The sequence below is a fragment of the Myxacorys sp. genome (assembly GCF_059501405.1).
Genome location: NZ_JCACCM010000099.1, coordinates 1 through 26222 on the forward strand (window position 1 = coordinate 1; position 26222 = coordinate 26222).

At 48.0% G+C, this 26222-nt stretch carries 24 protein-coding genes and 1 tRNA gene; 14 read left to right on the top strand and 11 right to left on the bottom strand.

Annotated features, from left to right (window positions below):
* The first annotated feature begins 331 nt into the window (after positions 1 to 331).
* From AC5I6P_RS12280 to AC5I6P_RS12310, 7 genes are all read left to right on the top strand, one after another.
* A complete protein-coding gene (locus AC5I6P_RS12280; RefSeq protein ID WP_495694049.1) occupies positions 332 to 1213 on the top strand; it encodes a 2OG-Fe(II) oxygenase in 882 nt (293 codons plus the stop codon).
* A gap of 427 nt (positions 1214 to 1640) precedes the next feature.
* Positions 1641 to 2798 (top strand): PEP-CTERM sorting domain-containing protein, encoded by a 1158-nt coding sequence (locus tag AC5I6P_RS12285; RefSeq protein ID WP_495694050.1) that lies wholly within the window; start codon positions 1641 to 1643, stop codon positions 2796 to 2798.
* A gap of 281 nt (positions 2799 to 3079) precedes the next feature.
* The gene (gene rph / locus AC5I6P_RS12290; protein ID WP_495694051.1) at positions 3080 to 3802 is read left to right on the top strand and encodes a ribonuclease PH; all 723 of its coding nucleotides are present in this window, start codon (positions 3080 to 3082) and stop codon (positions 3800 to 3802) included.
* A 195-nt stretch (positions 3803 to 3997) separates the two neighbouring features.
* Positions 3998 to 4432 (top strand): ATP-binding protein, encoded by a 435-nt coding sequence (locus tag AC5I6P_RS12295; RefSeq protein WP_495694052.1) that lies wholly within the window; start codon positions 3998 to 4000, stop codon positions 4430 to 4432.
* 132 nt (positions 4433 to 4564) lie between these two features.
* On the top strand, positions 4565 to 6454 hold the full coding sequence (gene ftsH, locus AC5I6P_RS12300) for an ATP-dependent zinc metalloprotease FtsH (protein ID WP_495694053.1): 1890 nt from the start codon (positions 4565 to 4567) through the stop codon (positions 6452 to 6454).
* Between the two features lie 192 nt (positions 6455 to 6646).
* Entirely contained in the window at positions 6647 to 9274 is a 2628-nt protein-coding gene (locus AC5I6P_RS12305; RefSeq protein WP_495694054.1) for a chloride channel protein, read from the top strand.
* Between the two features lie 96 nt (positions 9275 to 9370).
* The gene (locus tag AC5I6P_RS12310) at positions 9371 to 10198 is read left to right on the top strand and encodes an SDR family NAD(P)-dependent oxidoreductase (protein WP_495694055.1); all 828 of its coding nucleotides are present in this window, start codon (positions 9371 to 9373) and stop codon (positions 10196 to 10198) included.
* 115 nt (positions 10199 to 10313) lie between these two features.
* Here AC5I6P_RS12310 and AC5I6P_RS12315 read toward each other — a convergent pair whose 3' ends face one another.
* Both AC5I6P_RS12315 and AC5I6P_RS12320 read right to left on the bottom strand, forming a co-directional pair.
* Positions 10314 to 10697, bottom strand: coding sequence for a DUF1499 domain-containing protein (locus AC5I6P_RS12315; protein ID WP_495694056.1), 384 nt, complete (start codon positions 10695 to 10697; stop codon positions 10314 to 10316).
* A 74-nt stretch (positions 10698 to 10771) separates the two neighbouring features.
* Positions 10772 to 11080: a hypothetical protein gene (locus AC5I6P_RS12320; RefSeq protein WP_495694057.1), complete on the bottom strand. Its 309-nt coding sequence runs from the start codon at positions 11078 to 11080 to the stop codon at positions 10772 to 10774.
* 246 nt (positions 11081 to 11326) lie between these two features.
* On the opposite strand from AC5I6P_RS12320, the gene proS reads away from it, so the two are divergent.
* The 4 genes from proS (at position 11327) to AC5I6P_RS12340 (ending at position 15385) form a co-directional block, all read left to right on the top strand.
* Positions 11327 to 13129: a proline--tRNA ligase gene (gene proS / locus AC5I6P_RS12325; RefSeq protein ID WP_495694058.1), complete on the top strand. Its 1803-nt coding sequence runs from the start codon at positions 11327 to 11329 to the stop codon at positions 13127 to 13129.
* Positions 13126 to 13785, top strand: coding sequence for a glutathione S-transferase family protein (locus AC5I6P_RS12330; protein WP_495694059.1), 660 nt, complete (start codon positions 13126 to 13128; stop codon positions 13783 to 13785). The genes proS and AC5I6P_RS12330 overlap by 4 nt, the downstream gene beginning before the upstream one ends.
* A gap of 46 nt (positions 13786 to 13831) precedes the next feature.
* A complete protein-coding gene (locus AC5I6P_RS12335; RefSeq protein WP_495694060.1) occupies positions 13832 to 14575 on the top strand; it encodes an LmeA family phospholipid-binding protein in 744 nt (247 codons plus the stop codon).
* A gap of 141 nt (positions 14576 to 14716) precedes the next feature.
* Positions 14717 to 15385 carry a GerMN domain-containing protein gene (locus tag AC5I6P_RS12340; RefSeq protein WP_495694061.1) on the top strand — a complete coding sequence of 223 codons (669 nt, stop codon included), beginning with the start codon at positions 14717 to 14719 and terminating at the stop codon, positions 15383 to 15385.
* Positions 15386 to 15406: 21 nt separating this feature from the next.
* On the opposite strand, the gene AC5I6P_RS12345 is transcribed toward AC5I6P_RS12340, so the two are convergent.
* Together AC5I6P_RS12345 and AC5I6P_RS12350 are read right to left on the bottom strand one after the other, a co-directional pair.
* Positions 15407 to 15772 carry an ArsR/SmtB family transcription factor gene (locus AC5I6P_RS12345; RefSeq protein ID WP_495694062.1) on the bottom strand — a complete coding sequence of 122 codons (366 nt, stop codon included), beginning with the start codon at positions 15770 to 15772 and terminating at the stop codon, positions 15407 to 15409.
* A gap of 144 nt (positions 15773 to 15916) precedes the next feature.
* Entirely contained in the window at positions 15917 to 16114 is a 198-nt protein-coding gene (locus AC5I6P_RS12350) for a hypothetical protein (RefSeq protein ID WP_495694063.1), read from the bottom strand.
* A 193-nt stretch (positions 16115 to 16307) separates the two neighbouring features.
* On the opposite strand from AC5I6P_RS12350, the gene AC5I6P_RS12355 reads away from it, so the two are divergent.
* Positions 16308 to 17375, top strand: a complete 1068-nt coding sequence (locus AC5I6P_RS12355; RefSeq protein ID WP_495694064.1) for a Gfo/Idh/MocA family oxidoreductase — start codon at positions 16308 to 16310, stop codon at positions 17373 to 17375.
* 102 nt (positions 17376 to 17477) lie between these two features.
* Here AC5I6P_RS12355 and AC5I6P_RS12360 read toward each other — a convergent pair whose 3' ends face one another.
* From AC5I6P_RS12360 to AC5I6P_RS12380, 5 genes are all read right to left on the bottom strand, one after another.
* On the bottom strand, positions 17478 to 17999 hold the full coding sequence (locus AC5I6P_RS12360; RefSeq protein WP_495694065.1) for a CAP domain-containing protein: 522 nt from the start codon (positions 17997 to 17999) through the stop codon (positions 17478 to 17480).
* A gap of 695 nt (positions 18000 to 18694) precedes the next feature.
* The gene (locus AC5I6P_RS12365) at positions 18695 to 19405 is read right to left on the bottom strand and encodes an HAD family hydrolase (protein ID WP_495694066.1); all 711 of its coding nucleotides are present in this window, start codon (positions 19403 to 19405) and stop codon (positions 18695 to 18697) included.
* 227 nt (positions 19406 to 19632) lie between these two features.
* Entirely contained in the window at positions 19633 to 20490 is an 858-nt protein-coding gene (locus AC5I6P_RS12370; RefSeq protein ID WP_495694067.1) for a class I SAM-dependent methyltransferase, read from the bottom strand.
* A gap of 120 nt (positions 20491 to 20610) precedes the next feature.
* Entirely contained in the window at positions 20611 to 21321 is a 711-nt protein-coding gene (locus AC5I6P_RS12375) for a TIGR04283 family arsenosugar biosynthesis glycosyltransferase (RefSeq protein WP_495694068.1), read from the bottom strand.
* Between the two features lie 11 nt (positions 21322 to 21332).
* Entirely contained in the window at positions 21333 to 21935 is a 603-nt protein-coding gene (locus AC5I6P_RS12380; RefSeq protein WP_495694069.1) for a TIGR04282 family arsenosugar biosynthesis glycosyltransferase, read from the bottom strand.
* 246 nt (positions 21936 to 22181) lie between these two features.
* Between AC5I6P_RS12380 and AC5I6P_RS12385 the strand changes: the two genes are divergently transcribed.
* Positions 22182 to 23816: a DUF1565 domain-containing protein gene (locus AC5I6P_RS12385; RefSeq protein WP_495694070.1), complete on the top strand. Its 1635-nt coding sequence runs from the start codon at positions 22182 to 22184 to the stop codon at positions 23814 to 23816.
* A 208-nt stretch (positions 23817 to 24024) separates the two neighbouring features.
* Here the strand turns inward: AC5I6P_RS12385 and AC5I6P_RS12390 are convergent, their stop codons facing one another.
* Positions 24025 to 24294, bottom strand: a complete 270-nt coding sequence (locus AC5I6P_RS12390; RefSeq protein ID WP_495694071.1) for a DUF3493 domain-containing protein — start codon at positions 24292 to 24294, stop codon at positions 24025 to 24027.
* Between the two features lie 121 nt (positions 24295 to 24415).
* Here AC5I6P_RS12390 and AC5I6P_RS12395 point away from each other — a divergent pair.
* Positions 24416 to 24487, top strand: a tRNA-Thr gene (locus AC5I6P_RS12395).
* A 459-nt stretch (positions 24488 to 24946) separates the two neighbouring features.
* On the opposite strand, the gene AC5I6P_RS12400 is transcribed toward AC5I6P_RS12395, so the two are convergent.
* Entirely contained in the window at positions 24947 to 26017 is a 1071-nt protein-coding gene (locus AC5I6P_RS12400; protein ID WP_495694072.1) for a radical SAM protein, read from the bottom strand.
* Between the last annotated feature and the right edge of the window lie 205 nt (positions 26018 to 26222).

A 26222-nucleotide genomic window follows, 5' to 3' on the forward strand; every position in this document is an offset into this window, starting at 1 on the left:
AATAGGGGTGCTTCCTATCCTACTTTCTCTACTCTCACAATGAATTAACCCTGGGAATGTGCCGCAACGTCTCTAAACACTACGTTACATACTGAACGATTTTAATTTCTGCTTAAGTCGTATTCTCATCACGCAACGCTCAAGTTCAGATCGCTATCTTTTGGGGAACCTTTTACAAAAGATGCTTAGACCTTCTCCAGTAATTTCTAATTTTATTCAGTGAAGACTTTATTCGCTCCTACTATAGAAACAAAAAGAGGTTGCGGATAGTTTCTTAACAGCAACAAAACTCAAGTTAGTTTCTTTTCTGCTGTCGAACAAAGAAGTAATTATGACTCTGGCTTCTCAACATACTCAATCTCAAGCTGTCTCAGTTAAACTGCTTCTAGCAGGTGGACATGAATATACGCTAAAGCTGAACTCAGATGCACCACTCTTGCATGAGCTTCTCACAACCTTAGTAGACCGTTCCCAATCTCAAAGGAGCAATTTTTCTGGTCTATTTCAGATTCCGGTTAATGAAGGTCGCTCGGTCATTTATTTTCCTAGTGAACATCTGCTTGGTTTGGTGACAGAACCCCCAATCTTTTTGGAACCGGTTGAAGAAATTCAGCCAGAACCTAAAGATAATCTCGTTTCTAGATATGTACAAATTGATAATTTCCTGACCGATGAAGAAAGAGATCGGCTACTGAACTATGTGTTCCAACAGGAGAAAGCTTTTGTTTCTACAAACACTTCAACAGATGCTCTAGACTATCGACGATCGCAGGTTTTATATTCATTCCCTAATTTTTCTGAATTAATAGTCAATCGAATTCAAGCAATTCTTCCAGACATAATCAGTAAATTAGAATTACCGCCGTTTCCCATTTCTCAAATAGAAACTCAACTAACGTCTCATAACGACGGAAACTACTACAAGCTTCACAACGACAATGGCAGCTCAGATACTGCAACGAGAGAACTTACCTATGTTTATTACTTCTATCGGGAGCCAAAACCTTTTGCTGGTGGAGAGCTGCTGATTTACGATAGCAAGATCGAGAATAACTATTACGTAAAGGCAGATTCATTTAATACAGTCGAGCCTCGTAACAACAGTATTGTCTTCTTTCTAAGCCGCTACATGCATGAAGTGCTACCTGTACGATGCCCATCGCGAGCTTTTCGGGACAGCCGCTTTACAGTTAATGGCTGGCTTCGTCGTTAATCAAAGCCTTTAATTCTGATGTAGAAAATCAGAAGCCAGGAGAAATCCTGGCTTCTGAACGTTTTAAACCCTATCTATCACTTTCAAAATTTAACTGTATGTCCAATCTGCTCCAAGCGAGATCAGAGCCTCAACTAGAATTGTCGTAATTTTAATGCGTATATGTACGTAGGTTCTATACCTGTACTGAGAACCTTTATTTTTGAGCTGAATTCGTAGAATGAAATGTAAGAATAAATACGCTGAATTCCGAATCCATAGAGACAAACGATACGAGCAATTACTTAATTGCTTCTTCAATTATTTAGCAACCTCAAAACTAGAGGAGCCAGGATGAAGAAGCGATTAAAGATTGAAACTTTGCACGCGTTCCAGCTCAATGCTGTGTAAAAACTTATACATACACCCAGGAATTAATTTTAGAAAAATGTCAAAGTTTTCATTCAAGGTAGCTTTTGGGCTTCCCGCGCTGACCCTAATAGGCGCATGTCTTCTGGCGACAAGCCAACCAGCCTCAGCTGCAAATGGCAATGGCAATAGCAATGGCAATGGCAAGGCGTCTGCACCTGCGCCTGCACCCGCACCTGCGCCCGCACCTGCGCCCGCACCCGCACCTGCACCTGCACCCGCACCTGCACCTGCGCCTGCACCCGCACCTGCGCCCGCACCCGCACCTGCGCCCGCACCTGCGCCCGCACCTGCGCCCGCGCCATCATCTACAGTGCGCTTTGGATTTCAAAATATCACTGGGAATAGTGCTACTAATGCCGCAACAGGTCAAAGTCAACTATTTCTAGATGTGACTAAGGTCAGTAACTCAAATCAGGTTCTATTTTCGTTCAACAACATTGGGCAACAAGCCTCTTCCATAACCCAAATTTATTTTGACCAAACTACAAGTCTGTTCGAAAATATCGCCTCAATCACTGATAGCGGTAGTGGTGTAGATTTCGTAATACCTAATAGCGTAGGCAATCTACCAGGAAGCAATAACGCTCCTGGAGGTCGGTTTAACTCAGATTTTTCAGTTGAGGCTAATCAACCAGTCTCACAGATGGGTGTAAATCCTGGCGAATTTGTAAATGTACTGTTCAATTTAAGCTCCAACGTCACATTTGACGACATCATTAAAAGCCTAACAAACAGTGTCTTGCGTGTTGGATTCCACGTTCAAGCCTTTGGTGATGGTGGAAGTGAAGCTTTTGTCAATAAACCAGTAGCCGTAACACCTGCTCCAGCACCTGCTCCAGCACCCGCACCTGCTCCAGCACCCGCACCTGCTCCAGCACCCGCACCTGCTCCAACTCCAGCACCCGCACCTGCTCCAGCACCTGCTCCAGCACCCGCACCTGCTCCAGCACCTACACCCGCACCTGCTCCAGCACCCGCACCTGCTCCAACTCCAGCACCTACACCCGCACCCGCTCCAGACCCAATTTTTATTCCAGAGGTTAAACCTGAGCCAGCTCCATCTCCCGCTCCCAGCACTCCTAAAAAGGTGCCTGAACCTGGTACAGTTGGTGCTATTTTACTCACCGGCTTAGCAAGCTTGCGCTATAAAAAACGGAAACAAAGTGAGCAATAGATTTGTGTTCTGTTTAGTAACTTAGAACATCAACTTGGATCAGGGGTTGAACACCTAGAACAGCGCAGTCGATCTACGAAGGTCAACTTTATACAAGGAGTAGAGGAGTTTTTTACAATTCCATCTGCTCCTTTGCTGTATCTACCCTGGCTAGTTCTGGCGAATGCAAGATCCGTGACTAGGGTTCTTCTTTGCAAAGCGTTGCATCCTTGATTCTTTCCTTAACCGACCAGATCTAAGGTGATAGAGTACTATTCTTTACACTATCTGAGGTTTCCCTCATGGCATGGTATCGTCCTGACGGTCGGCAGCCGAACCAACTGCGCCCTACTCACTTTGAGCGTCGGTTTACCAAATTTTCAGCAGGCTCAGTCTTGGCAATGTGCGGCGACACTCAAGTTCTCTGTACGGTTAGCATTCAGCCCAAAGTTCCTCGGTTTCTTGAAGGGAAAGGACAAGGATGGCTGACCGCAGAATATCGAATGCTGCCCGGAGCAACGCCAGAGCGCCATGAGCGTGAGTCGTTTAAGCTTTCTGGACGGACTCAAGAAATTCAGCGGTTGATTGGGCGAAGTTTGAGATCGACGCTTGATATGCATGCCTTAGGAGAGCGCACGATTACGATCGATGCCGATGTGCTACAAGCCGACGCAGGCACTCGAACAACTTCGATCACAGGGGCATTTGTTGCTTTGCAGGACGCGATCGCGTATTTGGTTTCAACTGGAGAATTAGAGCGATCGCCCATCATTCATCGTGTAGCTGCTATTTCAGTTGGCTTAATTGAAAATGAAGCGTTCTTAGATTTGAACTACGCAGAAGACGTTGCTGCCGACACTGATTGTAACGTCGTGATGAACGAAGCGCTAAATATAATAGAGATTCAAGGAACAGCAGAAGCGGGTAGCTTCTCTCGTTTGCAGTTAGAGCAAATTTTAGATTTAGCAGAACAAGGAATCCAAGAATTGTTAGAATTACAAGAGCAGGCGCTTCAACTCACGTGATCAGTCGGTATTCTTCACTGACCGGAATGGTGACGTTGAGTAACATTTTTAGCGCTTGTCGAAAGAATTCTGACCGCTTTCGGATATTCTTAGAGCAATTATTGTTACATCGACTATGATAATCGCGCTCTTTCGATTGGCTGTGCCAATTCGCGAGATCGTGTGACCCAGTGACCCCTCCGAACGACCCTGAGCATGTTCTACCAAGACCATCTGACGGTTAACAGCAAACTCACAGTACTCAACTCTGTGCAGAAATGGTTTGAGACGTTTTGGCTTCAGCACGATCCGCTGGTTGCCCGTCAAAACCATCAGCTACATCGCCTCAACTTAGCGTTAGCGGAAGGCTTTACCAATGCCGTTCGCCATGCCCACTCTGGATTGTCGGTAGAAACGTCTATCGACATCGACGTTGCCTTGCACGACGATCATATGGAGATTCAGATTTGGGATTGGGGTCAACCTTTTGATCCAACTGCCCTGACAGAACCTAAGCCAGGAACGCTTCAGGAAGGGGGCTACGGCTGGTTTCTCTTGCGCCGATTAGCCGATGAAGTCAGCTACGATCGCCAGGGGCAACGGAACTGTTTGCGGATTGTGAAGTACACGGCTGGGGCAGCCGTAGGTTAAAGCAAACCTCCCTAGCCCTTCCTCCCATGCCATTGCTCATCGGGAAAGTTAGACTAGAATGCAAACATAGCAACATCTCGCACTCAACAGCAGTCTAAGATGTTGTCGCACTGAGGTGAAAAGGCGCGGGATATGAAGAATGAATCGCAGAGTACGGCATTGACAAGACAACGTTCCACCGCCGTGCGGGGAACGGTGGTGAAAGGAGTCATGGTGGGCTGGATGCTGATACAAAGCATTCTTATGAGCACGCCTGCGATCTCACAAACCCGTGATTCGCTCAGCTATAGTGAACTGCTGAAAAAGATTGATGCTGGGGAAGTCGCAAAAGTCGAAATTGACGAAGCTCAACGAGTGGCGAAAGTTAGGCTGGAAGGCAAAACTAAGGACGCCCCGATCGATGTGCAGATTCTTGATCGCAATCCAGAATTAATTGAGCGGCTGCGATCGCGCAATGTCGATTTCGATTCTCAACCCACCAGCGATAATAGCCTCGTCCTCGGCTTAGTAGCTAACTTGCTGTTAGTCATGCTGCTGATTGGCGGACTATTGATGATTTTGCGGCGCTCCAGTAGCTCTTCGAGCGGTCCTGGACAAGCCATGAATTTTGGTAAATCTCGCGCTCGATTCCAAATGGAGGCGAAGACCGGAGTTCTGTTTGATGATGTGGCTGGGATTGAAGAAGCCAAAGAAGAACTGCAAGAAGTCGTGACATTTTTGAAGAAGCCTGAGCGCTTTACGGCGGTTGGTGCGCGGATTCCCAAAGGTGTGCTGCTCGTTGGCGCTCCAGGAACGGGTAAAACGCTGTTGGCAAAAGCGATCGCAGGTGAAGCAGGCGTTCCCTTCTTTAGTATCTCCGGGTCTGAATTTGTCGAGATGTTTGTCGGAGTCGGCGCGTCTCGCGTGCGGGACTTGTTTAAGAAAGCCAAAGAAAATGCCCCTTGTATTATTTTTATTGATGAAATTGATGCGGTTGGGCGTCAACGCGGAACCGGAATTGGGGGTGGCAATGATGAGCGAGAACAAACGCTAAACCAACTGCTCACCGAGATGGATGGCTTTGAAGGCAATGCAGGCATCATCATCATCGCCGCAACGAACCGCCCTGATGTGCTAGATTCTGCCCTTCTGCGTCCGGGTCGCTTCGATCGGCAGATTATTGTAGACCTGCCAACGTACAAAGGACGCCTCAAGATTCTAGAAGTCCACGCTCGCAATAAGAAACTTTCTGACGAGATTTCCCTTGATGCCGTTGCCCGTCGTACCCCTGGTTTTTCTGGAGCAGAACTGGCCAACCTCCTGAACGAAGCTGCGATTCTGACGGCGCGGCGACGCAAAGATGCGATCACTCCCCTAGAAATTGACGATGCGATCGATCGGGTGATCGCCGGTATGGAACGAGCGCCCCTGATGGATAGCAAGCGGAAACGGCTGATCGCCTATCATGAAGTGGGTCATGCGATCGTGGCGACCTTACTAAAGAATCACGATCCGGTACAGAAAGTGACCCTAGTTCCGCGAGGTCAAGCGCTGGGCATCACGTGGTTTACCCCCGATGAAGAGCAAGGCTTAACGTCGCGATCGCAAATTTTAGCTCAAGTGACCAGTGCGCTTGGCGGACGGGCGGCAGAAGAAATCATCTTTGGTGATGATGAAATTACAACAGGAGCCAGCGGCGATATTCAGCAAGTGACGAGCATGGTGCGCCAGATGGTCACCCGCTTTGGCATGTCGGATCTGGGCAACTTGGCGTTAGAGACCTCAAATGATGAAGTCTTTCTGGGACGGAGCTTGATGCCGCGCTCGGAATACTCTGAAGAACTTGCAGGCAAGATTGATCAGCAGGTGCAAGTGATCGCGCAACACTGCTATACCGATGCCTGCCGATTAGTGAGAGAAAACCGAGTCCTCATCGATCGCTTAGTCGATACCCTGTTAGACCAAGAAACGATCGAAGGAGACCAATTCCGCAAGATGGTTGAGGAGCATCGCCAAAATCAATCTGTAGCGGTCGGTAGCTAATAGAAGATAACAGGGCATCAGATAATAGGTCATGGCTTGTAAGGTGGGCAATTGCCCACCTTATTTTTTGAAATCTCTGCTTCTTAAAATCTTTACCCATTTTCTACAGTCCAAGAGGCTGACTCCTTTCATTGCAACCAAAGTTGACCGCTAAGATAAGGCAGTGTACGGCGACTAACGCAAATTATCCTCATGCGCTTTGACTTTTTAAAGCCAATTCCTCGTGTTTTTCAGCCAAAGCAACTCGCTGTTCTAGAAGCTTGCGTGATTGGATTGGTCTCTGGATTGGCGGCGGTGCTGTTGAAGCAAGGAGCAGGATTTCTGAGCGGCTGGCGGTTGCAAACGGCGCAGGTGTATCCGGCCTGGATTGTTTTGCCCTTGATTGGAATAGCGGGCGGATTTTTAGCAGGCATTTTGATCGAACGGATTGCTCCTGAAGCGTCTGGAAGCGGCATTCCTCAAGTCAAAGCTGCCTTGGGCGGTGTCTCGATCGCGTTGAATCTCAGGGTGGCGATCGCAAAGTTGCTCAGCACGTTACTCTCGCTCGGATCAGGCTTAACTTTGGGTCGGCAAGGTCCAACTGTACAAATTGGAGCCGCGATCGCGGCCCAACTCAGCGCTTGGGTTCCTACCTCGCCTGATCACCGACGTCAATTGATTGCAGCAGGCGCGGCGGCAGGATTGGCAGCAGGATTCAACGCGCCGATCGCAGGCGTTCTGTTTGTGGTGGAAGAACTGCTGCAAGACGTGTCAGGACTGACGCTAGGAACGGCAATTCTGGCATCTTTTGTGGGTGCAGTGGTGTCTCGGCTCTTGGGCGGGCAAGGACTCAACGCCAGCGGAAATTCGCTGCAATTCTCCACCAATTTTACCGCCCACGACATCCCTTTGTTTTTGGTGTTAGGAATTCTGGCGGGATTACTAGGAGCCTTGTTTGGGCGCGGGATTTTGCTCAGTTTGCAGGTCAACCGTCGCGTTTTTCAGTGGGGGTTGCCTTGGAGAATAGCCTGTGCTGGATTAATTTCAGGCTTGGCGATCGCGCTGTTACCCGATGTGCTACGCGATCGCGCCAGTTTGCAGGAAGTCTGGATCACTAGTGGATTTAGCTGGCAGATCATCACGATTATTTTCATTACAAAGTTTATTCTCACTTTAGTCGCGTTTGGTTCTGGTGCGCCTGGTGGATTATTTGCGCCATCGCTAATTCTTGGCTCAACCTTGGGGCATTTACTAGCGAGTGTGGCGCAACAGTTGCAATTGCTCGGCGTCCCGTTAGGCTTAGACGGAAGTGAAAATTTGGTGACAACCGCAGCGCTCACTGGAATGGGAGCGTTTTTTAGCGCGGTGACACGCGGACCAATCACCGCGATCGTCATTGTCTTTGAGATGACGACGGACTTTAATTTAGTTTTGCCACTTATGATTGGCTCTGTGACCGCTTATCTCGTGGCTGAGACAATGCATAGTGGTTCGATCTACCAGCATCTACTGGCATTCAAGGGCATTCAACTCGACCAGAAGGCTGGAATTGAGGTGAGGTTAGGCGGGTTGACGGCCGTCGATATTATGCAGCCACGGGTCGAAACCTTAGCGAGCCAAATTAGTGTCGAAGAAGCGATGCAAGCCTTCTCGCGATCGCACCATCGCGGCTTTCCCGTTGTCGAAGATGGCAAACTCGTTGGCATCGTCACCCAAACAGATCTTTCCTACGTTCAGGAGCGCAACCTCGCGAACGATTCGCCGTTAGAGACAATCATGACGCCGCAACCCGTCACCGTGAGTCCTGGCGATCCATTAACGCGCGTCTTGTATTTGCTTAATCGCTACAAAATCAGCCGCTTGCCTGTAGTCGAGCATCGTAAACTGCTTGGCATTATTACTCGCGCTGATATCATTCGAGCCGAATCAGACAAGCTAGGCGACGATGCGGCTCAGCTTGGGCCTCGACCAGAACCCTCCTACGTGGTCTATCAAACTCAAGCCCCCTCAACGGGGCGAGGCCGATTGCTTGTGCCGATCGCGAATCCTCAAACGGCTGACAGGCTATTGCAAATGGCTGCCGCGATCGCCCGCGATCGCCGCTACGAAGTCGAGTGTCTCCAGGTGATTCTGGTTCCTCGCCACCAAGCTCCAGCCGAAACCAAAGTTTCTACTAGTGTGAGTCGGCAACTCTTGAAGCGGGCATCCCGGCTTGGTAAAACGTGGCAAATTCCAGTGCATACCCAAGTGCGCGTGACTCATGATGTCTCTCACGCCATTTTAGAGACCCTAAAAGAACGCCATGTAGACTTAATTGTGATGGGCTGGAAAGGCGAAACCACAACACCTGGACGCATTTTTGGCAGCGTTGTCGATACCATCATTCGGCAGGCGAGTTGTGATGTTGTGCTGGTGAAGATGGGAGACGCGAAAGGGGAGCCACCTCACCTCGATCGCTGGCTCGTGCCAATCGCCGGAGGTCCTAATTCTCGTCAAGCGATCCGGCTTTTACCTGCCTTGGCCCAACTTTCTCAGCAGCCAACCGTCTGTCTGTGTCAGGTGCATCATCCGGCGCGATCGCTGCCCAGTGCTTCTGCCCTAGAAGATGCCATGACCTTTTTGAGACATCGGTTAAAGTGCCCCGTCACCCTGATGCCAGTGAAGGATAGTTCGGTATCTGGGGCGATCATCTCGTTAGCACAGAAAGACCAGTGTGATGTGATTGTGTTGGGCGCAACTCGTGAAGGTTTGTTGCAACAGGTGGTTCAAGGCAACATTCCAGAGGAGATTGCCAGACGATGTGACTGCACGGTTATTTTGGTGCGAGAAGCCATGAAATAGCTGACAAACGTTTGATTTACCTATCTTGACAGAAGTACTCTCTAGGCATTTCAGCGATCGTAGAGGGAATATCAAACCGTTTTCTAAATTAGATCTATGGCTTCGACAGTTTTAATTACAGGGGCGTCTCAAGGCATCGGTCGTGAGACTGCTCTGTTGTTTGCTCGCAATGGGTATAACGTGGTTTTAGCCGCTCGTAATGCCGAGCGTTTAGAAGCGTTTGCCCAGGAATTACAAACCTATGCCCATCGCGCGATCGCAGTGCCAACCGATGTCCGCGATCCGCAACAGGTGAAGCACTTAGTTGAACGCGCGATCGCGGAATACGGTTCTGTTGATGTTCTGATTAACAATGCAGGTATCTACACGTCAGGGCCTGCCGAGTGCTATTCGTTGGAAGATTGGCACTCGGTTCTAGACCTAAACTTATGGGGCTACATTCACACAATTCACGAATTGTTGCCTCATTTCACGAGCCGAGGCTCTGGAACGATCGTCAATCTTAGCTCGATCGGCGGACGGGTTCCGACTCCGTATCTTGTTCCCTACGCGACGAGCAAATTTGCTGTCACCGGGCTGACGAAATCGTTAGCATCAGAGCTTGCCCCGAAAGGCATCACGGTTTGCGGCATCTACCCGAGTCTAATTAAGAGCAATTTCATGGAACGAGCGCTCTTTAAAGGCAAGGATGAGGAGGATCAGCAAGCCCGTCGTCAGCAGCTTGAACAGGTTTTAAGTGCCCCTGTGATTGAGAAACCCGCAGATGTCGCTCAAGCGATTTGGGATGCCGTCCAGCACAAGCGGACAGATGTGCTTGTGGGGTCAGCCAATCTTTCGCTTCTATCCAATCGGCTTTTTCCTGATTTCGTTCAATGGGTCATGCGAAAAACGTTCAAGAATAAAGATCGAGCGGCGACATCATAAATTAGGACGCTTCTTCAGAGCTGCGTCAAGCGCTAAACGTGGTTAAGTCCTGCCGATCCTTCGGAGCTTTGCAGAGCGGATTTCTTTGAAGTTGCGCTCTGCGCTAATCGCGCCATCACGCAAGCTGCGTGCGAATGAGTTCAATCCGCTTGCGGTTTACGCCGAGGTCGCTCTTGCCAAGCCGCGAAGCAGACCGAACGTGAATCACATTTGCGGCGCGATCGACATAAAATTCCACGTCATCCACATAGCCCATCAATTTACTAGTGAATTGCGCGTATAAATAATCGTTGCTCTCTTCGACAATTTTTGTCTTAGGCAGAGCTTGAATGATGCGCTTGAGATCGGCGATCGCGCTGTCAGGAGAACTCAATTTCAACGGCTCGATGCTGTGCCCTGGATCAGAGTCTTGGCTACACACGCAGTTAGGCGTTGCGGGACAGGGAGCTAATCGACCATCGCGAACGCCTAAGGTGGTGGGCTGTTTACCTGCAAACATACTGTTCTCCTATAAATTCAAATTTAATCCAGGCTTCGGTTCGGAAACGGCTTCAAGCAATCCGCCTTGTTAAGTTACCAAACTGTTGCCTCAGATTCAAATGCGTCTGTTGGGGAGTTCTCATTTGCTGCTCCGGAGTTCCCATTTGTCGCTCCGGAGCTCCCATTTGCAACTTTTGGGTTCCCATTTGTTGCTCCGGAGTTCCTACTTACTGCTCCGGAGTTCCCATTTGTTGCTCCGGAGTTCTCATTTGCTGCTTTTGGGTTCTCATTTGCTGCTCCGGAGTTCCTATTTACTGCTTCTGGGTTCCCATTTGCTGCTTTGGAGTTCGTAGAACCAGCGAGCGCCGCTTTTGCAGGAAGGATAGCCTTGAGAACGCCCATCGGTCGGTCGCCATTCTGCCGTCCAGGGTTGCCCTCACCCTCAGATCCTCTATCTAGAGTGGACAAGAAGTGCAAGCATTTCCTGCACTTTCACTGGGAAGAACCATTAACCAATCATACCCAGACGCAGCAACACCCATGAATTGTCACCAAAAGGTAGAATGAATGCTCTCTGCCCTCCTCTGTCCTTTAGACTGAAGGATGGTTTGTTCAATCTAGGTTTATCAGCGCAAAGGGGCACGATCGATGCGGCTTTCTCAAATGTTGTTGGTGACACTGCGCGAAGATCCAGCAGAAGCGGAAATTCCGAGCCATAAGCTGTTGGTGCGAGCGGGGTATATTCGGCGGATCGGCAGTGGTGTCTATGCGTATCTGCCGCTCATGTGGCGCGTATTGCAGAAGGTGTCGCAAATTGTGCGCGAAGAAATGAATGCATCAGGCGCACAAGAATGTTTACTGCCGCAATTGCAGCCGTCTGATCTCTGGAAAGAATCAGGACGGTGGGATACTTACACCAAAGCCGAAGGGATTATGTTTTCCCTGATCGATCGTCAAGATCGCGAGTTGGGTTTAGGTCCAACTCACGAGGAAGTGATTACTGCGATCGCGCGGGAAATGATCCGCTCGTATCGCCAGTTGCCTCAAAATTTGTATCAAATTCAAACTAAATTCCGCGATGAAATTCGTCCCCGGTTCGGTTTGATGCGCGGTCGCGAATTCATCATGAAAGACGCCTATTCATTTGATGCCGATGAGACGGCGATGAAGGCGACATACCAAAAAATGAATCAGGCGTATCACAATATTTTGCGTCGCTGCGGCTTAAAATTTCGAGCCGTTGATGCCGATTCGGGTGCGATCGGCGGTTCAGGCTCTCAAGAATTCATGGTGTTAGCCGACGCAGGAGAGGACGAAATCCTCTACACAGATGACGGCAAGTACGCAGCAAACGTCGAGAAAGCGGCTTCCATTCCGCCTGACGTTGCTCCTTCTCCGTTTAGCAGTTACGAAAAACGGGAAACACCGGGAACCGAAACCATTGAAAAGGTTTGCAAATTCCTCAACTGTTCGCCGACAAATCTTGTCAAAAACGTTCTCTACCAAGCCGTGTTTGACAGTGGCACAACTGCATTAGTCCTCGTTCACATTCGCGGAGATCAAGATGTCAACGAAGTCAAACTTCAGAATGAACTGGTCAAGTTAGCGGATCAATATGGTGGAAAAACGATCGTCAGTCTAACCGTTCCCGATGTGGATGCTCAACAAAAATGGGCAGCCAAATCCTTACCGTTGGGCTACATGTCTCCAGCGTTAAGCGACGACTATATTCAATCGAGCAAAAACATTGCCCCAAAATTTATCCGCTTAACGGATCAAACGGTTGCCGATTTGCAAGATTTTGTCACAGGTGCAGATGAAGCGGGGTATCACGTGGTCGGCGCAAATTGGGGAGATCAGTTTCAGAAGTCTAATCTTGTTGATGTCCGAACCGCGAAAGCTGACGATCGCGCCCTCCACGACCCCGCTCAAACCCTAAAAACCGCCAGAGGAATTGAGATTGGGCACATCTTCCAACTCGGCACAAAATACTCAAAAGCGCTCGGCGCAAACTACACCAACGAGCAGGGGGAAGAAATTCCCTTAGCGATGGGCTGTTACGGGGTTGGCGTCTCTCGGTTAGCCCAATCCGCTGTCGAGCAATCTTACGACAAAGATGGCATCATTTGGCCAGTTGCGATCGCGCCTTACCATGTGGTTGTCGTCATTCCCAATGTGAACGATGCCGATCAAGTCGCAGCGGCTGAAAAACTTTATGCCGAACTCAATCAAGCAGGCATCGAAACCCTGCTCGACGATCGCAATGAGCGGGCCGGCGTCAAATTCAAAGACTCTGAGCTAATCGGCATTCCCTATCGCGTGGTCACTGGAAAATCGCTGAAAGACGGCAACGTCGAGGTGGTTAAACGGGCAACCAAAGAAGCGCAAAACGTCGCGATCGCAGATGTTGTCTCAACCCTAAAGCAGTGGATTACTGAAGCAACGACATGACTTCCCTTACCTTAGTGATTGGCAACAAAAACTATTCATCTTGGTCGCTGCGCCCGTGGCTGGCAATGAAGCAGTTCGACTTGCCCTTTACCGAAATTCGCATCCCGCTCTACAGCCCGGAGGCCACGGATCAGATTCGTCAACTCTGCCCCCAAGGAAATGGCAAAGTTCCAATTTTGATTCACGAATCCCGCATTGTGTGGGATTCCCTCGCCATTTTTGAGTATTTGACAGAGATGTTTCCAGAGCGGTCGTGGTGGTCTGGTACCTATACTGCCCGTGCTGTTGCGAGGTCAATTTGTGCAGAAATGCATTCTGGGTTTCTCGCCTTGCGCCATCACCTGCCAATGAATTGTCGCGCTCACTTGCCGGGTCGGAACTTCGGATCAGAGGTGCAAAACGACATCGATCGCATTACTACGATTTGGCGAGACTGCCGACAAGCATATGGTGGGAGAGATCCGTTTTTATTTGGGCGGTTTACGATCGCAGACGCGATGTTTGCTCCCGTTGTGCTGCGCTTCCGAACGTATGGCATCGCGCTTGATACCACCTGTCAAGCCTATTCAGACGCGATCGTAGCGTTACCTGCACTACAAGAATGGCTCCAATCTGCCACCGCAGAAACAGAGACGATACCTACCTTTGAGCAGTGATATTTGTAAAGCGGTGCATTGCTCTCTTGGCAGTCGGGACTAACTCATGGAATTTTTCACCCTTCTTTTATCAAGCTTGATTGGATTGATTTCTCCCCTCGGAATCGTGAGCGATCGCGTTGCTGAATCAACGCTTCGTAAACAATTCGTTTCTGTTGAAGACTTGCAGGTTCGCATCGACAATGCCCCAACCTATCAACTCGTACAAGGCCGAATCGATCGCCTCCGATTGGTAGGGCGGGGCTTGGTTCCTCAAAAAGAAATTCGCATTGATACTTTAGAACTTGAAACTGATCCCATTGCTCTACAAGGATTGCGCCTCAAGGTTGCGAAACCTCTGCAAGCAGGAATACGGATGATTCTCAAGGAAGAAGACATCAATCGGGCACTGGAATCACCCAAAATCGCGACTCAACTTCAAAACTTAGTGCGGCGTAACCAGCGATACACGTTTCTAAGTCCGCGCATCGCTCTAAAGCGCGATCGCGTCCGCGTTCAAGCGACATTACAAGAACAGGGTTATCCTGATCAGCTTGCAATCGTGGCTGAAGCAAAGCCTGAAGTGATCGCCGGGCGAACCCTACAGCTTCAAAACTTACAAGTTACTGCCAATGGGCAAGCTGCCCCCGCTCCAGTCGTTCAAGCCCTAACTGAAACTATTGCCAATCGCTTTGATCTACGATCGCTAGAAAAATCAGGCATTACGGCTCGCGTTCTAGCATTCAACGTACAGCCCACCCATCTAGAAATTTCGACCTTCGTTCAGCTTCGTCCAACCTCAAGAAAGTAAAATTTGTTCGCATTCTTTCCGAAATTCACGCTAAACATAGTGTAGTTACTTCAGCATCTCCTAAGGTTCACCTCAGTAATTCCTGGGGCAGGTTCCCGACGACGAATTACACATCATGAATTAGTTCTGGGAGGTTTCTCCATGCAAGAGCAGAAGCGTAGAATTCCGGTTGGAATTGTGGTTGGGTTATCGGCAGCAATGGTAGCGGCGGGCAGTGCTACCGCTTATTTCACATGGCAGCAATCTCAACAACGTAAACCTGTCCCCAATGCCGCGATCGAGCAAACTCAGCCCACTCCATCTGCATCTCCGCTCCCCCCGCCAGCCAATACCATTCCCAGTCAAGGCACTTCTCAGCCAAAAGTAGTGACTCAGAAAACGCCTCAAGCGTATTGGTTGCAAGACCGAGGGGCTGAAATTCAACTCACTGCCTCACCGATTAACGTTAAAGAAACCAAGAAACCCGAAGTCGCCCTAACAGCAGCTATGAACGCAGTTCTAAGCGAGCCACCCGCCAAAAACGTATCATCTGCGATTCCAGAAGGCACTCAACTGCGAAGTCTCAAAGTTCAGCCCAAGGGAATTTACGTCGATTTATCAAAAACCTTTACCACAGGCGGCGGTAGTCTTTCGATGTCTACTCGCCTTGCTCAAGTCCTTTATACTGCCACAAGCCTTGATCCAAAAGCTCCAGTATTTCTGTCTGTAGAAGGTAGCGCCTTGAAAACGCTGGGTGGAGAAGGGCTAATCGTCGATCAGCCGTTGACGCGAACCGCATTTGAGCAGGGTTTTGGGCAGAAAGGTGAGTAATGAGGGCTATTAAGGGATGCTTTATGCCATCCCCCCTTCTTCACTCGCCAGACTAAATGCTCGAAAGTGTTTCGCCTGTTGCTCAATCCGGCTGGCAAGGCGATCGCAGACTAGATTGCAAAGCTCAAACACCAAGTCATCTTCAACGCTGTAATAGGCCAACGTGCCTTTCGTGCGGCGCGTTAAAATTCCTGCCTGCAACATCACCTTTAAGTGTTTAGATACATTCGCTTGGCTGGTTTCTGTTGCCTCGACCAAATCTTGAACACATTTTTCGCCATCCCGAAGCAAATTAAGAATCCGCAGGCGCATCGGTTCACCCAACACACTGAAATAGTCAGCGACTTGTTGCACAACTTCTTGCGGCACGGGCTGTGTTGGTCTCATGTCCACGTAAGAACCCCATCAATGATCCCAAGATCATATCCAGCCGAATTCTGCATAGCAATAGAGCTATCAAGCCCTGGTCTATATTTGGTGAAATCTTCATGGAGACTCACCAGAAGTTTACGGAGATGCAATCTAGGGAATTCACGCAGCTTCATTTAAACCTTGACCTCTGTTTCGACGTCCAATAAGTGTAAGAGATGGTTTAACCCAACTGCTCCTTGCTGTAAATCCGATTTCATCATCTCCAGAAATTCCTTTTATTCCGTATTCTAGGCGCCATTTTTTCACTAAAAGCGACTCAAATTTTGCTCCTAATTTAGAAACTCCCTCTTTTGACATAAAGCATAAGAAATCAAAAATCTTATCGTTTAAGGGAACTTAGACTAATCTTTGAAATTCTTCATATTTAATGTTGCTGTGTTAGTATCTGGATGTTTGAGGAGAATTTACAGCTGTCTATCAGCATAATCTCGGTGGTGGAGGAGTAATAAGAGTGCAAGGTGATATCCCAATTGGGTACTCCAATTTTGGTATGCAACGACCCCATCTCGATCCGATTCGTGTGGGTGTCATCGGGGTTGGTAATATGGGACAACATCATACTAGGGTCTTGAGTCTGCTCAAAGACGTAGAACTAGTGGGTGTTTCTGATATTAATGTAGAACGAGGATTGGACACGGCAAGCAAATATCGTGTCCGATTTTTTGAGGACTACCACGACCTGCTAACGTGCGTCGATGCGGTTTGTATCGCGGTTCCGACTCGGCTGCACCATGCAGTTGGCTCGGCAGCGCTAAAGTCCGGAGTTCATGTTCTGATTGAGAAGCCGATCGCGGCAAGTATTGCAGAGGCAGAATCGCTCGTCAATTTAGCAGCGGAGTGCCAATGCATTCTTCAGGTTGGACATATCGAGCGATTTAACCCAGCGTTTCAGGAGCTAAGCAAGGTTCTCAAAACTGAGGAACTGCTGGCCTTAGAGGCTCATCGGATGAGTCCTTATTCCGATCGCGCAAACGATGTTTCGGTCGTTTTGGACTTAATGATTCACGACATCGATTTGCTGTTGGAGTTAGCTGGATCCCCTGTAAGCAAACTAACGGCGAGCGGAAGCCGCGCGTCTGATTCTGGCTATCTTGACTATGTAACCGCAACGTTAGGCTTTGCCAATGGCATTGTCGCAACGCTGACCGCCAGCAAAGTGACGCATCGAAAAATTCGTCGCATCGCGGCTCACTGCAAGAGTTCTTTAACGGAAGCTGATTTTCTCAAAAACGAAATTTTGATTCACCGTCAGACAACGGCGAACTATCGAACCGATTACGGACAGGTGCTGTATCGTCAGGATGGTCTGATTGAAAAAGTTCAGACAAGCAATATTGAGCCTCTCCATGCGGAGTTAGAACATTTTGTTCAGTGCGTTCGGGGAGGACATCAGCCATCGGTGGGGGGTGTGCAAGCGCTCAAGGCGTTGCGTCTCGCGAGTCTAATTGAGCAAATGGCACTCGATGGCAAAGTGTGGCATTCGCATGATTCTGCTAAGGTTGTTGAACTCGACGCTCCTACACTCCCGTCGGGGTTTGCCAATCAAATCGCCGTTTAATTAGATAACGCGCAACACTTAAACTGAGCGTTTTAAAAAGGGTAGACATCCCATGTCTACCCTTTTTTTAAGTCAATTTTGGTGAACTAATTATGCGACTGGTTAGGCCATCGCAGTTCCAAAATTCTGTGTCCAGTACCCGTTGTAATAGCCGACACCAATTTCTTTGAGATTGGGATCAAGAATATTTTTTTGGTGTCCTGGACTATTCATCCAATCGGTGACAACTTGCTGCGGTGTTGTTTGCCCAAATGCAATGTTTTCAGCCGCACGCGAGTAGGCATACCCCTGTGCCTGCATTCGATTCCAAGGAAGGGAGCCATCTTTGCCTTGATGACTAAAGTAATTCTGCACGACCATATCCTGACTGTGTTGTTCAGCGACATTATTAAGCGTTGGGTTAATCGCTAACGGAGATAGTCCTCGACTGACGCGCTCTTGATTTGTCAGGTCTACAACTTGCTGTTCAAACTCGCTAAAGCCAGTGTTGGGATCACTACTCAGGCTTCTTTGATTCGTCTGCTCAAATTGGTTTGCGTTTAGTGTTGCAGGCTGCGTTGGTAAATTTATTGTCCCTCGTGTTTGCAGTAGTTGTTCAGACGCGTTGAAAAAACGAAACATCATTGTGGAACTCCTAGAGAGTGTTCGAGGTCATAGTGAACTAAGCAATGCGCCACGACAAAGAGGCTGCATTGTTGCAGAAGCGGATTCTGGTCAATCTTTTTCAGAGCGCGATCGCATGAGTGAAAGAACTTGTGCCGGAAGTTCATCGAACTGCGGCTATGTGTCTATAGAAGGAAGACTGAATTTCTCGAAGTCCCTAAGTTAGACAGAAGTTAGATAGAAGTCAGACAACGGTAGACCACCTCAACAGCGTGAGCCTGTATAGGAACTCACGGAGCTCTGTTGGTAATAATTTGTGTGATAGATGCAGGGGTTACTATAGGGGAAAAGCAGAGCTTTGCTTGCCCTGGTGTGTGCTAGTTCTGATCCTGGAACAGGTCATTGTGGGAGCAAAGCAGTGATATGTCCGTACTGGCTGTTCATCTATTGCTGGTGTTTATGCGATTGGGGCTGAATATCTTCTGCTACACAAATTAGTCTTGCGATATGACACTTTAAAGTCCGAACATCTACGAACTCAATTTGTACAGAGTTAGGCTCCATGTTCTTTCAAGCTTCTGTCAGAGATTATCAGAGGTCTGGCAAATCTACTAAAATGTTCCTGCAAAAGAGGTGACAGCTTTTTCCACCCAAAAATTAAAGCTGATCCAAAACAACTGACGCATCCTATCGCAAGATTCACTAAATTTACGATCCTACGCGACCGCAACCTTCTCGTAAATCTGCTGTACCCGGTCTAACTCTAAATCAGAGAGGTAATCAACTGTCCAATTGGCGCGGCGTTGCAACATGTGAAATGGATACGTGTTGGCAACACCTAGAACAGGAATGCCAGCGCGTTTAGCGGAGTCTATGCCAGCAAAGGTATCTTCGATCGCCAGACACTGGGATGGTTGCAATTGGAGGTCAGGAAATTCAGTATTGAGCCGCATGATCGCGGATAGGTATCCATCCGGTTCGGGCTTACTCGTGGCCATGTCATCGCCTGAAATAATGACCGAAAAATAGTGCCGCAACTGGGCGCGCTCTAGTACGAGTTCAATTTCAGCCCGAACGGCTCCACTCACGATTGCCAGTTTACAGGCTGTCCCTTTTAACTTAAACAGCAGATCCTCTAATCCTACATAGAGCGGTAGCTTTTCTAGTGCTTCTAGCTGCTCAACATAGGCACGGGATTTTCGAGCGATCAATGTTTCTAAATAGTCATCGGTTACGACTCGTCCTCGATGGGTGAGCAAATCTCGCAGACAGGCGCGATCGCTCCGTCCTAAGCAGAATTCTCGAAACTCTCCTGCTTTAGGGCGCAAGTTTTCCTCAATTAAAAGCTGCTCAACTAGTCGCTCATGAAGCGGCTCATCGTTAATGATGACTCCATTGAAATCGAAGAGAATAGCTTTAAGGGACATAGATACGATTCTGCCGTGCAAATGATAATGGCTAATAGGGTATAGGATTTTGAAAGATATAAGAGCGATCAGCTAAATGCTCGCCTCTGAAAACGTTCTTATAACTTACAGCGTTTCCATAACTTACAGCGTTTCACTCCTCTAAACCTCAAACTTGGCATGGAAACCCTAAGGTCTCCAGACTTGAAGAACTCAGAACGTACCCAAAAATCTTGCCCGCCCATTCACTATCCAACTGCCCACTGTCGCATCTCATCATCACGTTCAAAGTCGGCAATAAAATCTGCGTGAGGAAGAGGCTTTACAGCACGCGTGACTTGATGCATCCACCAAAATTCTTCCGTCTGAATTGCTTCAAATCCGGCGGCTCCCATCCAAGCATCAACACTCCCGTTAGCATACGCTTGAATGTAAGGTTCTTCAAAAACTTGAGTGAGCCATTCGGTCTGCCGCAACGTTTTCTGATTGCCATCGAGAATGAGCACTTCGCCGCCTGTTTTGAGTAGCCGAAAACACTCTCTTAGAACCGCTTGAGAGCGATCGGGCGGTAGTTCGTGAAACAATAGAGCAGCCGCAATTAGATCGAAAGATCCAGGAGCAAGACGGGTTTCTTCTGCGTTATTGTGCTGCCACTGGATTTCTAAATTTGCTTTTTTTGCCTTATGTTCTGCAACAATCAGCATGTAAGGTGACAAATCGAGCCCAATCACTTCAGCGTTGGGAAAGGCTTGTTTAAGCATTAGCGTTGTCGAGCCAGTTCCGCAGCCTAAATCGAGAATACGAAGAGGTTTAACTCGAATCGCATCGATCAGACTTTGGCGTACCCAGGTTTCGTTCGGAGGCAAAACGTACTGTGTGATTGGGTCGTAGGTGACAGCCGCGCTAAGGTTGAGATAACCGCCTTCGATGCTATGAAAATGCTGAGAGTAGTAGGCAGGATATGTCAGCTTCGGATTGCGGATGCGATCGCTTTCCACTTGCCAATCAATGCTGTCTGCAAATTGGCGCAATTCGTCTTCATTAATAAAGAAGCGAAGGATAGGAGCGAGATATTGCTCAAAAATAGTATCTTTACGAACAGGCATAGAAGGCAGTTAAGTGAGGAGCATCTTCTAAAGTGTACTGAAATTCGTCGAAAAGCGTCCCTCATCCTTCATCCCTTTCCAAACCATCAATCTAAGTTTGAGCTACTAAGTTTCTACCCTTTATACTTTACGCTTGCTCATGCCTTTGCGCCTGCTCATACCAATGCGATACCACTGTCTGAGGCGTTCGGGTGATACGCCCAGAAGGTATGCCCCAATGATGAATTGATTAATTAAGGTTGTCCGTACAACGCCTAGCGTTTGCCATCGTCGTCCAGACGTCAGGACAGAAGCACGAACGATTTGAATGTTGCCGTGGCGTTTGAGGCGCTGCACAAATTCAAAATCCTCCATAATCGGCAACGCTGGAAACCCGCCGACCGCTTGAAAAACGGATTTTTTTAAGAAAATTGCCTGATCTCCATAGGGAAGTTGGAGATAGCGCGATCGCAGATTTGTCCCCCACTCTACTAGCCGTACTCCAACCGAAGGAATATCAATTTTCAGTTCAAACGCTCCTGCAATAGAGTAGGCGAGCGTTTCTCGAATCATCGTGTCGAATTTGGGCGGTAGCCTAGTGTCAGCATGAAGAAAAAGGAGAATGTCGCCCGATGCGATCGCCGCTCCTAAATTCATCTGAACGGCGCGACCAGGAGTTGAAGAAATCACTTGAGCGTCAGCCGTTTGAGCCACCAAGATCGTCGCGTCTTGACTACCTCCGTCCACCACAATTAGTTCTACGTTCGCCGCCATGCTCAGAAGTGCCAATGTTTTAGAAAGGTATTCTGCTTCGTTGAGAACCGGAATAATGACTGAGATTTTTGGCAGCATTTTAGGGAGCGTTACATCTTCAGATGCTTTAGGTCTTCTGGGCGATCAATATCATCTAATACAGGAAGCAATGCCGTTGTCAATTTTAGCTGGCTTGCGATCGCCAACGTTTGTTGAAATACAATATCAGTACTCCAGGAAATATTCTTAAATAGTTCAGGAATCAGTTTTTGTAAACCAACAAGATAGTAACCACCATCAGTTGCCTCACCCAGAACTACATCGGTTGTGGTTAAAAGTTCAAACGCGGCGGATAGAATGTCTTCCCCCAAACTCGGACAATCTGTTCCAATCACCACAACAGCCGTAGCATTTTGCCCAAAAGCTGCTTGAAATGCTTGTACCAACCGCTCTCCCAAATCTCCCGCACTCTGCGATCGATACTGCATATCCTCGCCTAGCCAGGTTTGCATCTGCGCCAAGTCACCTCCTGTAAACTGCACCTCGACTAAAACAGTCTGCTGCTTTTGAAGCTTGCGAGCTTGAGCCACCGTATGTTCAGCCATCTGACGATGTAAATCGGCGGCTCCTGCATCGCCAAGGGCAGGAATAAGGCGAGTCTTCGCTTTTCCAGGTTCGGGATAGCGAGTGAAAATAATTAGATGGTTGGACATAGCAGTTACCGCCGTAAAGAGTTAAATTCTTCGTAACCCGCTCTCAGCGAATACGATTAGGAAGATTCTAAAGATTTCCCTCTCTCACTACACCAATTCCGATTAACTTGTGTATATTTCTAACCGACGTGAGGGAACCCAACGTCCGCTGCGTTTGTCATTTCCCCAATAGGTGCAAAACTCAGGTACAAGACGTTAGGTGCAAACCTCACTGATTCCAAATCATTATCTACGTGTAACAAAGTTATGGCATATCAGGGCAACAGCAAGAATATCCCTTCGCGGTTCGGGCGTCTTCTAGAAGCGGCTTCCATCTCATCTGGAATTGGACTGGCTGCCCTAATTGGATTTCCAGGACATAGCGTTGTACTAGCGCAATCGCTCAATCCGCCCGACCAAACAACTCCACTGACGACAGTAGCAACCTCTGTTATTTACGTCAATCCCACCAGTGGTAACGATCAGCCGAGCGCTGGCAAAACTGAAGCGGCTCCCTATCGCACCATTTCCTTTGCACTTCAGCAAGCGGTAGCCGGAACAGTTATTCAGCTTGCGCCCGGTAATTATGTTCAAGAGAACGGCGAAAAATTTCCGATCACCCTAAAACCCGGTGTTATTTTACGAGGAGATGAAGCCAGCAAGGGACAAAGCACCCTGATTAAAGGAAGCGGTGGCATTATTAGCAAAACATTTGCAGGACAGAATGTCACAATTTTGGCATCTCAAGCCAGCGAGATCCGCGGTATTAGCGTTACCAACCCAGCTTCTCGTGGAACAGGCGTCTGGATCGAAGACACCAATCCTTTGATCGCAAATAGCACCTTCTCTAATAGTTTACGGGAAGGAGTATTCATCACTGGAACCGCAAACCCAATCATTACAGATAGTGCTTTTACCAAAAATCAAGGCAATGGTGTTTCTATTACAAAATCAGCACGTGGGGAAATTAGAAACAGCACATTTCTAGATACAGGATTTGGACTTGCGATTGGAGGGAGCGCAACGCCTACTATTACAAACAACCAAATTACTAGAAATCAGTCTGGACTCTTCATTAGCGACAGTTCCCGTCCAGTTCTTCGCAACAATACGATTACCGAAAACAAGGAAAATGGCATAGTTGTAACTAGCAGTGCCCAACCCAATCTAGGAACTAGAGAAGATGTTGGCAATAACATCATTCGGAATAACGTGAAGTATGATGTGAACAACGGAACGAGCGGAACATTAGTCGCGGTCGGAAACAACATCGATCCAAAGAAGATTGCTGGAAAAATTGACTTTGTAGCGGGCGGCGATGTAGCCTTTACAGATGTTCAAGGACATTGGGCACAAAGCTATATTCAAGCACTAGCAGCTAAGAACATTATTTCAGGATTTCCAGATGGCACCTTTAAGCCAAACGAACCTGTGACTCGCGCGCAGTTTGCTGCGATCGTTCTTAAAGCCTTTGCACCCGCCGCTAAAAAACCCGGAATTAATTTTTCTGATGTGACTCAGAAATACTGGGCATATGAGGCAATTCAGACGGCTGCAAAAGGTGGATTTGTGTCAGGCTACCCGGGTGGAACATTTAGGCCTGAGCAAAAAATTCCTAGAGTACAAGTTCTAGTCGCATTGGCAAATGGTTTGGAGTATGGCACAGGAGATGTCTCAATTTTGTCGAAGTACCAAGATGCAACGACAATTCCCGCTTACGCTAATGGACTCGTTGCCTCTGCAACTCAAAAGCAAGTTGTAGTGAATTATCCTACCGTTGGACAACTCAATCCAAATCGTGAAGCCACTCGTGCTGAGGTCGCTGCTTTCATCTACCAATCACTTGTGAATTCAGGTAAAGCCCAAGCAATTCCATCTCCTTATATTGTTAGCGGCAGGTAAGCAGCGGATCGTTGATCGGTAAGCTCTTCACAACTCAAAACGAATTCTGAGCAGAGGTAGCAGGAAGAATAGAGTATTTTATTCTTACCTGCTACCTCTGCTATCAAACCTACTTCTGATAGTTCTTGCCAGTCGCTTATAATCTGTATCCGACGGACTGAGTTGGGGCACTAGTGGCTCTGCAAGTCTTGACCGTTAGCTGAATACTCTACTTTCTAAGCGTGCGGTCTTCCCATCGAAATAACCAAACCATGACTGCAACTAGTCCGACTTGAAGTGCAAGATTAGGTAGGGCAGCAGCTACGTCTCGACCCGCTAAAATTTGCGTCAGAAAGACAACCGCTCCGATCACACCCGAAGCTCCCACCCCGCCATAGATAAACTTTCTCAGTCCTCGGTAAGGAGCTTTTGATTCTGCAACAAGGCGTGCATATCGCTCTGGGTCTTGTCTGCGCAATCGTTCAGAACGTTCCGTCATAAGGTTATAGAGAATTCAGGGTACTTTAAATCGTGCCATGAATTTGTGCAATTTGTAGTATGACCAAAATCTATGTCGTGGCGTTCGTGAAACCTGCTATACTTACTGATTGTTGATATACGCCGATGTGGCTCAGTGGTAGAGCACTCGATTCGTAATCGAGCGGTCGCGGGTTCAAATCCCGCCATCGGCTTTTGTACTTGTACATTCGCACATTAAATGTCGCGATCTCAAAACCGATTTCGCATCAAATAGCAAGCTAAAACACCTATCTAACAAAGACTCTAGAGATTTTTGTTGAGAAAGCGACATTTGAAAGCATTCGCAAATTAAGCGTCGCAAAATTACCTTCGCAGTTTAAGTGTCGTTTTTTGTAGGGTCGGTTTTTCTACAAGCTATCGCTTGCTCAAAAAAGTTCAGAGAACCCATTCTTTAATAATTAGAAGGATCCATTCGCAAATTAAGTGTCGCATCTTTCTGGCGTGTAGCCGAATTTTATAGGAGGGATCGCCTTTCTAGAGCTTTAGTAAATTGGGGCGAGATCGTTACCGGCAGGAAGGCAAATTTAACGGTTTAGAAAACTTCCCAATCCCAAATCGCCAAAACTTCGTAAGAGCCTATCAAACGTGTTAGGTGACAAATATCCTCGACACTATCCAAAATTTGCACGAGATACCCCTCGAATGGTCTTCACATCAAACTGTGCAATGGCTTGCGTCAAGGCCGTCATATTGCAAAGGCAGGTTTGACAGTCCATTTCATCCCGAAGTACGCACTTTCCAACGGCTCTACCATCAAAGTCTACAGTTTTTGTTAATTGCGAGACCAAGCAATTAGAAGGGGTGTCGATAATATGTTCTGCATTAAATAAAAACTCATTAGCTTTTGGCTGGTTAAATGGAAAAAGTGACCATCCATAAGTTTGAGCAGCGGCTTCAATCAATTGCTTGAGGCGTTGCCGATCCTCCAGAGTAAATGCAGCCGGATCGTCTTTCGTTTTAGCCGTTGTCCCTGAGACAATGATTCCGCGCAGTTTCGTGACAGTTCTCACTACCCAGCTCACCGCTTCTGGAAATCGCTCTACAGCTGGTCGTGTTAGCGTCAAATGCACAAATGCCCCGCGTTCAGACTGATTGATATTACGGGCAATTGCAGCTGCCATCCCAGTGTTTCCTTCGTAGTGATGATTGGCAAAGAAACCCATGGGGTCACGGGACTGGTTGTGGTGGTCTGGGGGACCATCGAGGCTAACAAAAGCGCTGACCGATCGCGGAAGCAAAGGTAGCCTAGCAGCTCCATTTGTGACGACCCAGATAATCGGGAACAGGTTGGCTGCATACTGAATGATGTGCGGAGCTAAGGCAGGTTCTCCCCCAACTAAGGTGACATGAATAATTCCTGCTTGTTTCAATTGGTCTAGTGTTTGAAAGACCTGCCGTTCCTTTTCAGAGTGCTCTGCCTTAGAGAGTTGCAGATAGCCCTGCAACCGCTGTCGTTGATCCCACTCCTGCGGGTAGACGTAGCAATAGTGGCAACCTGCATTACAGCGATCTGTAATCTCAACGGAGGCAGCAAACTGGATCTTCTTGTTCTGAAGCAACCGAGTCACTGCGAAAGCACTGGCATGCAGAATCGTAGCAGTGCGCTGTAGCTTTTCCCTCAGACTGTAATCGGGAGAGTAAGGAGTGAAAAGGTGATTAGAAGAAGATTTGTCTCGTTTCACAATATCTGGCCTCGATCTCACGCTAGCTGACCGAAATTTTCTTACGGGTCGATCTCATGCTAATTGACTATGTTGATTGCAAGCGATGTGTTGATTAGCAAATTAACTGCGTTATTCATGAATATAGATGTCGAGGCGTTTAGAGCTGTTATACCAAATTGAAAAAAGAGAGCAACAAATGAGAGACTGAGTTCTACCGTGTGGA

Coding starts and splice junctions, on each gene's coding strand:
- AC5I6P_RS12280 (WP_495694049.1), top strand. CDS start 332: ATGACTCTGGCTTCTCAACATACTCAATCTCAAGCTGTCTCAGTTAAA.
- AC5I6P_RS12285 (WP_495694050.1), top strand. CDS start 1,641: ATGTCAAAGTTTTCATTCAAGGTAGCTTTTGGGCTTCCCGCGCTGACC.
- rph (WP_495694051.1), top strand. CDS start 3,080: ATGGCATGGTATCGTCCTGACGGTCGGCAGCCGAACCAACTGCGCCCT.
- AC5I6P_RS12295 (WP_495694052.1), top strand. CDS start 3,998: ATGTTCTACCAAGACCATCTGACGGTTAACAGCAAACTCACAGTACTC.
- ftsH (WP_495694053.1), top strand. CDS start 4,565: ATGAAGAATGAATCGCAGAGTACGGCATTGACAAGACAACGTTCCACC.
- AC5I6P_RS12305 (WP_495694054.1), top strand. CDS start 6,647: ATGCGCTTTGACTTTTTAAAGCCAATTCCTCGTGTTTTTCAGCCAAAG.
- AC5I6P_RS12310 (WP_495694055.1), top strand. CDS start 9,371: ATGGCTTCGACAGTTTTAATTACAGGGGCGTCTCAAGGCATCGGTCGT.
- AC5I6P_RS12315 (WP_495694056.1), bottom strand. CDS start 10,697: ATGTTTGCAGGTAAACAGCCCACCACCTTAGGCGTTCGCGATGGTCGA.
- AC5I6P_RS12320 (WP_495694057.1), bottom strand. CDS start 11,080: ATGGGCGTTCTCAAGGCTATCCTTCCTGCAAAAGCGGCGCTCGCTGGT.
- proS (WP_495694058.1), top strand. CDS start 11,327: ATGCGGCTTTCTCAAATGTTGTTGGTGACACTGCGCGAAGATCCAGCA.
- AC5I6P_RS12330 (WP_495694059.1), top strand. CDS start 13,126: ATGACTTCCCTTACCTTAGTGATTGGCAACAAAAACTATTCATCTTGG.
- AC5I6P_RS12335 (WP_495694060.1), top strand. CDS start 13,832: ATGGAATTTTTCACCCTTCTTTTATCAAGCTTGATTGGATTGATTTCT.
- AC5I6P_RS12340 (WP_495694061.1), top strand. CDS start 14,717: ATGCAAGAGCAGAAGCGTAGAATTCCGGTTGGAATTGTGGTTGGGTTA.
- AC5I6P_RS12345 (WP_495694062.1), bottom strand. CDS start 15,772: ATGAGACCAACACAGCCCGTGCCGCAAGAAGTTGTGCAACAAGTCGCT.
- AC5I6P_RS12350 (WP_495694063.1), bottom strand. CDS start 16,114: ATGTCAAAAGAGGGAGTTTCTAAATTAGGAGCAAAATTTGAGTCGCTT.
- AC5I6P_RS12355 (WP_495694064.1), top strand. CDS start 16,308: ATGCAACGACCCCATCTCGATCCGATTCGTGTGGGTGTCATCGGGGTT.
- AC5I6P_RS12360 (WP_495694065.1), bottom strand. CDS start 17,999: ATGATGTTTCGTTTTTTCAACGCGTCTGAACAACTACTGCAAACACGA.
- AC5I6P_RS12365 (WP_495694066.1), bottom strand. CDS start 19,405: ATGTCCCTTAAAGCTATTCTCTTCGATTTCAATGGAGTCATCATTAAC.
- AC5I6P_RS12370 (WP_495694067.1), bottom strand. CDS start 20,490: ATGCCTGTTCGTAAAGATACTATTTTTGAGCAATATCTCGCTCCTATC.
- AC5I6P_RS12375 (WP_495694068.1), bottom strand. CDS start 21,321: ATGCTGCCAAAAATCTCAGTCATTATTCCGGTTCTCAACGAAGCAGAA.
- AC5I6P_RS12380 (WP_495694069.1), bottom strand. CDS start 21,935: ATGTCCAACCATCTAATTATTTTCACTCGCTATCCCGAACCTGGAAAA.
- AC5I6P_RS12385 (WP_495694070.1), top strand. CDS start 22,182: ATGGCATATCAGGGCAACAGCAAGAATATCCCTTCGCGGTTCGGGCGT.
- AC5I6P_RS12390 (WP_495694071.1), bottom strand. CDS start 24,294: ATGACGGAACGTTCTGAACGATTGCGCAGACAAGACCCAGAGCGATAT.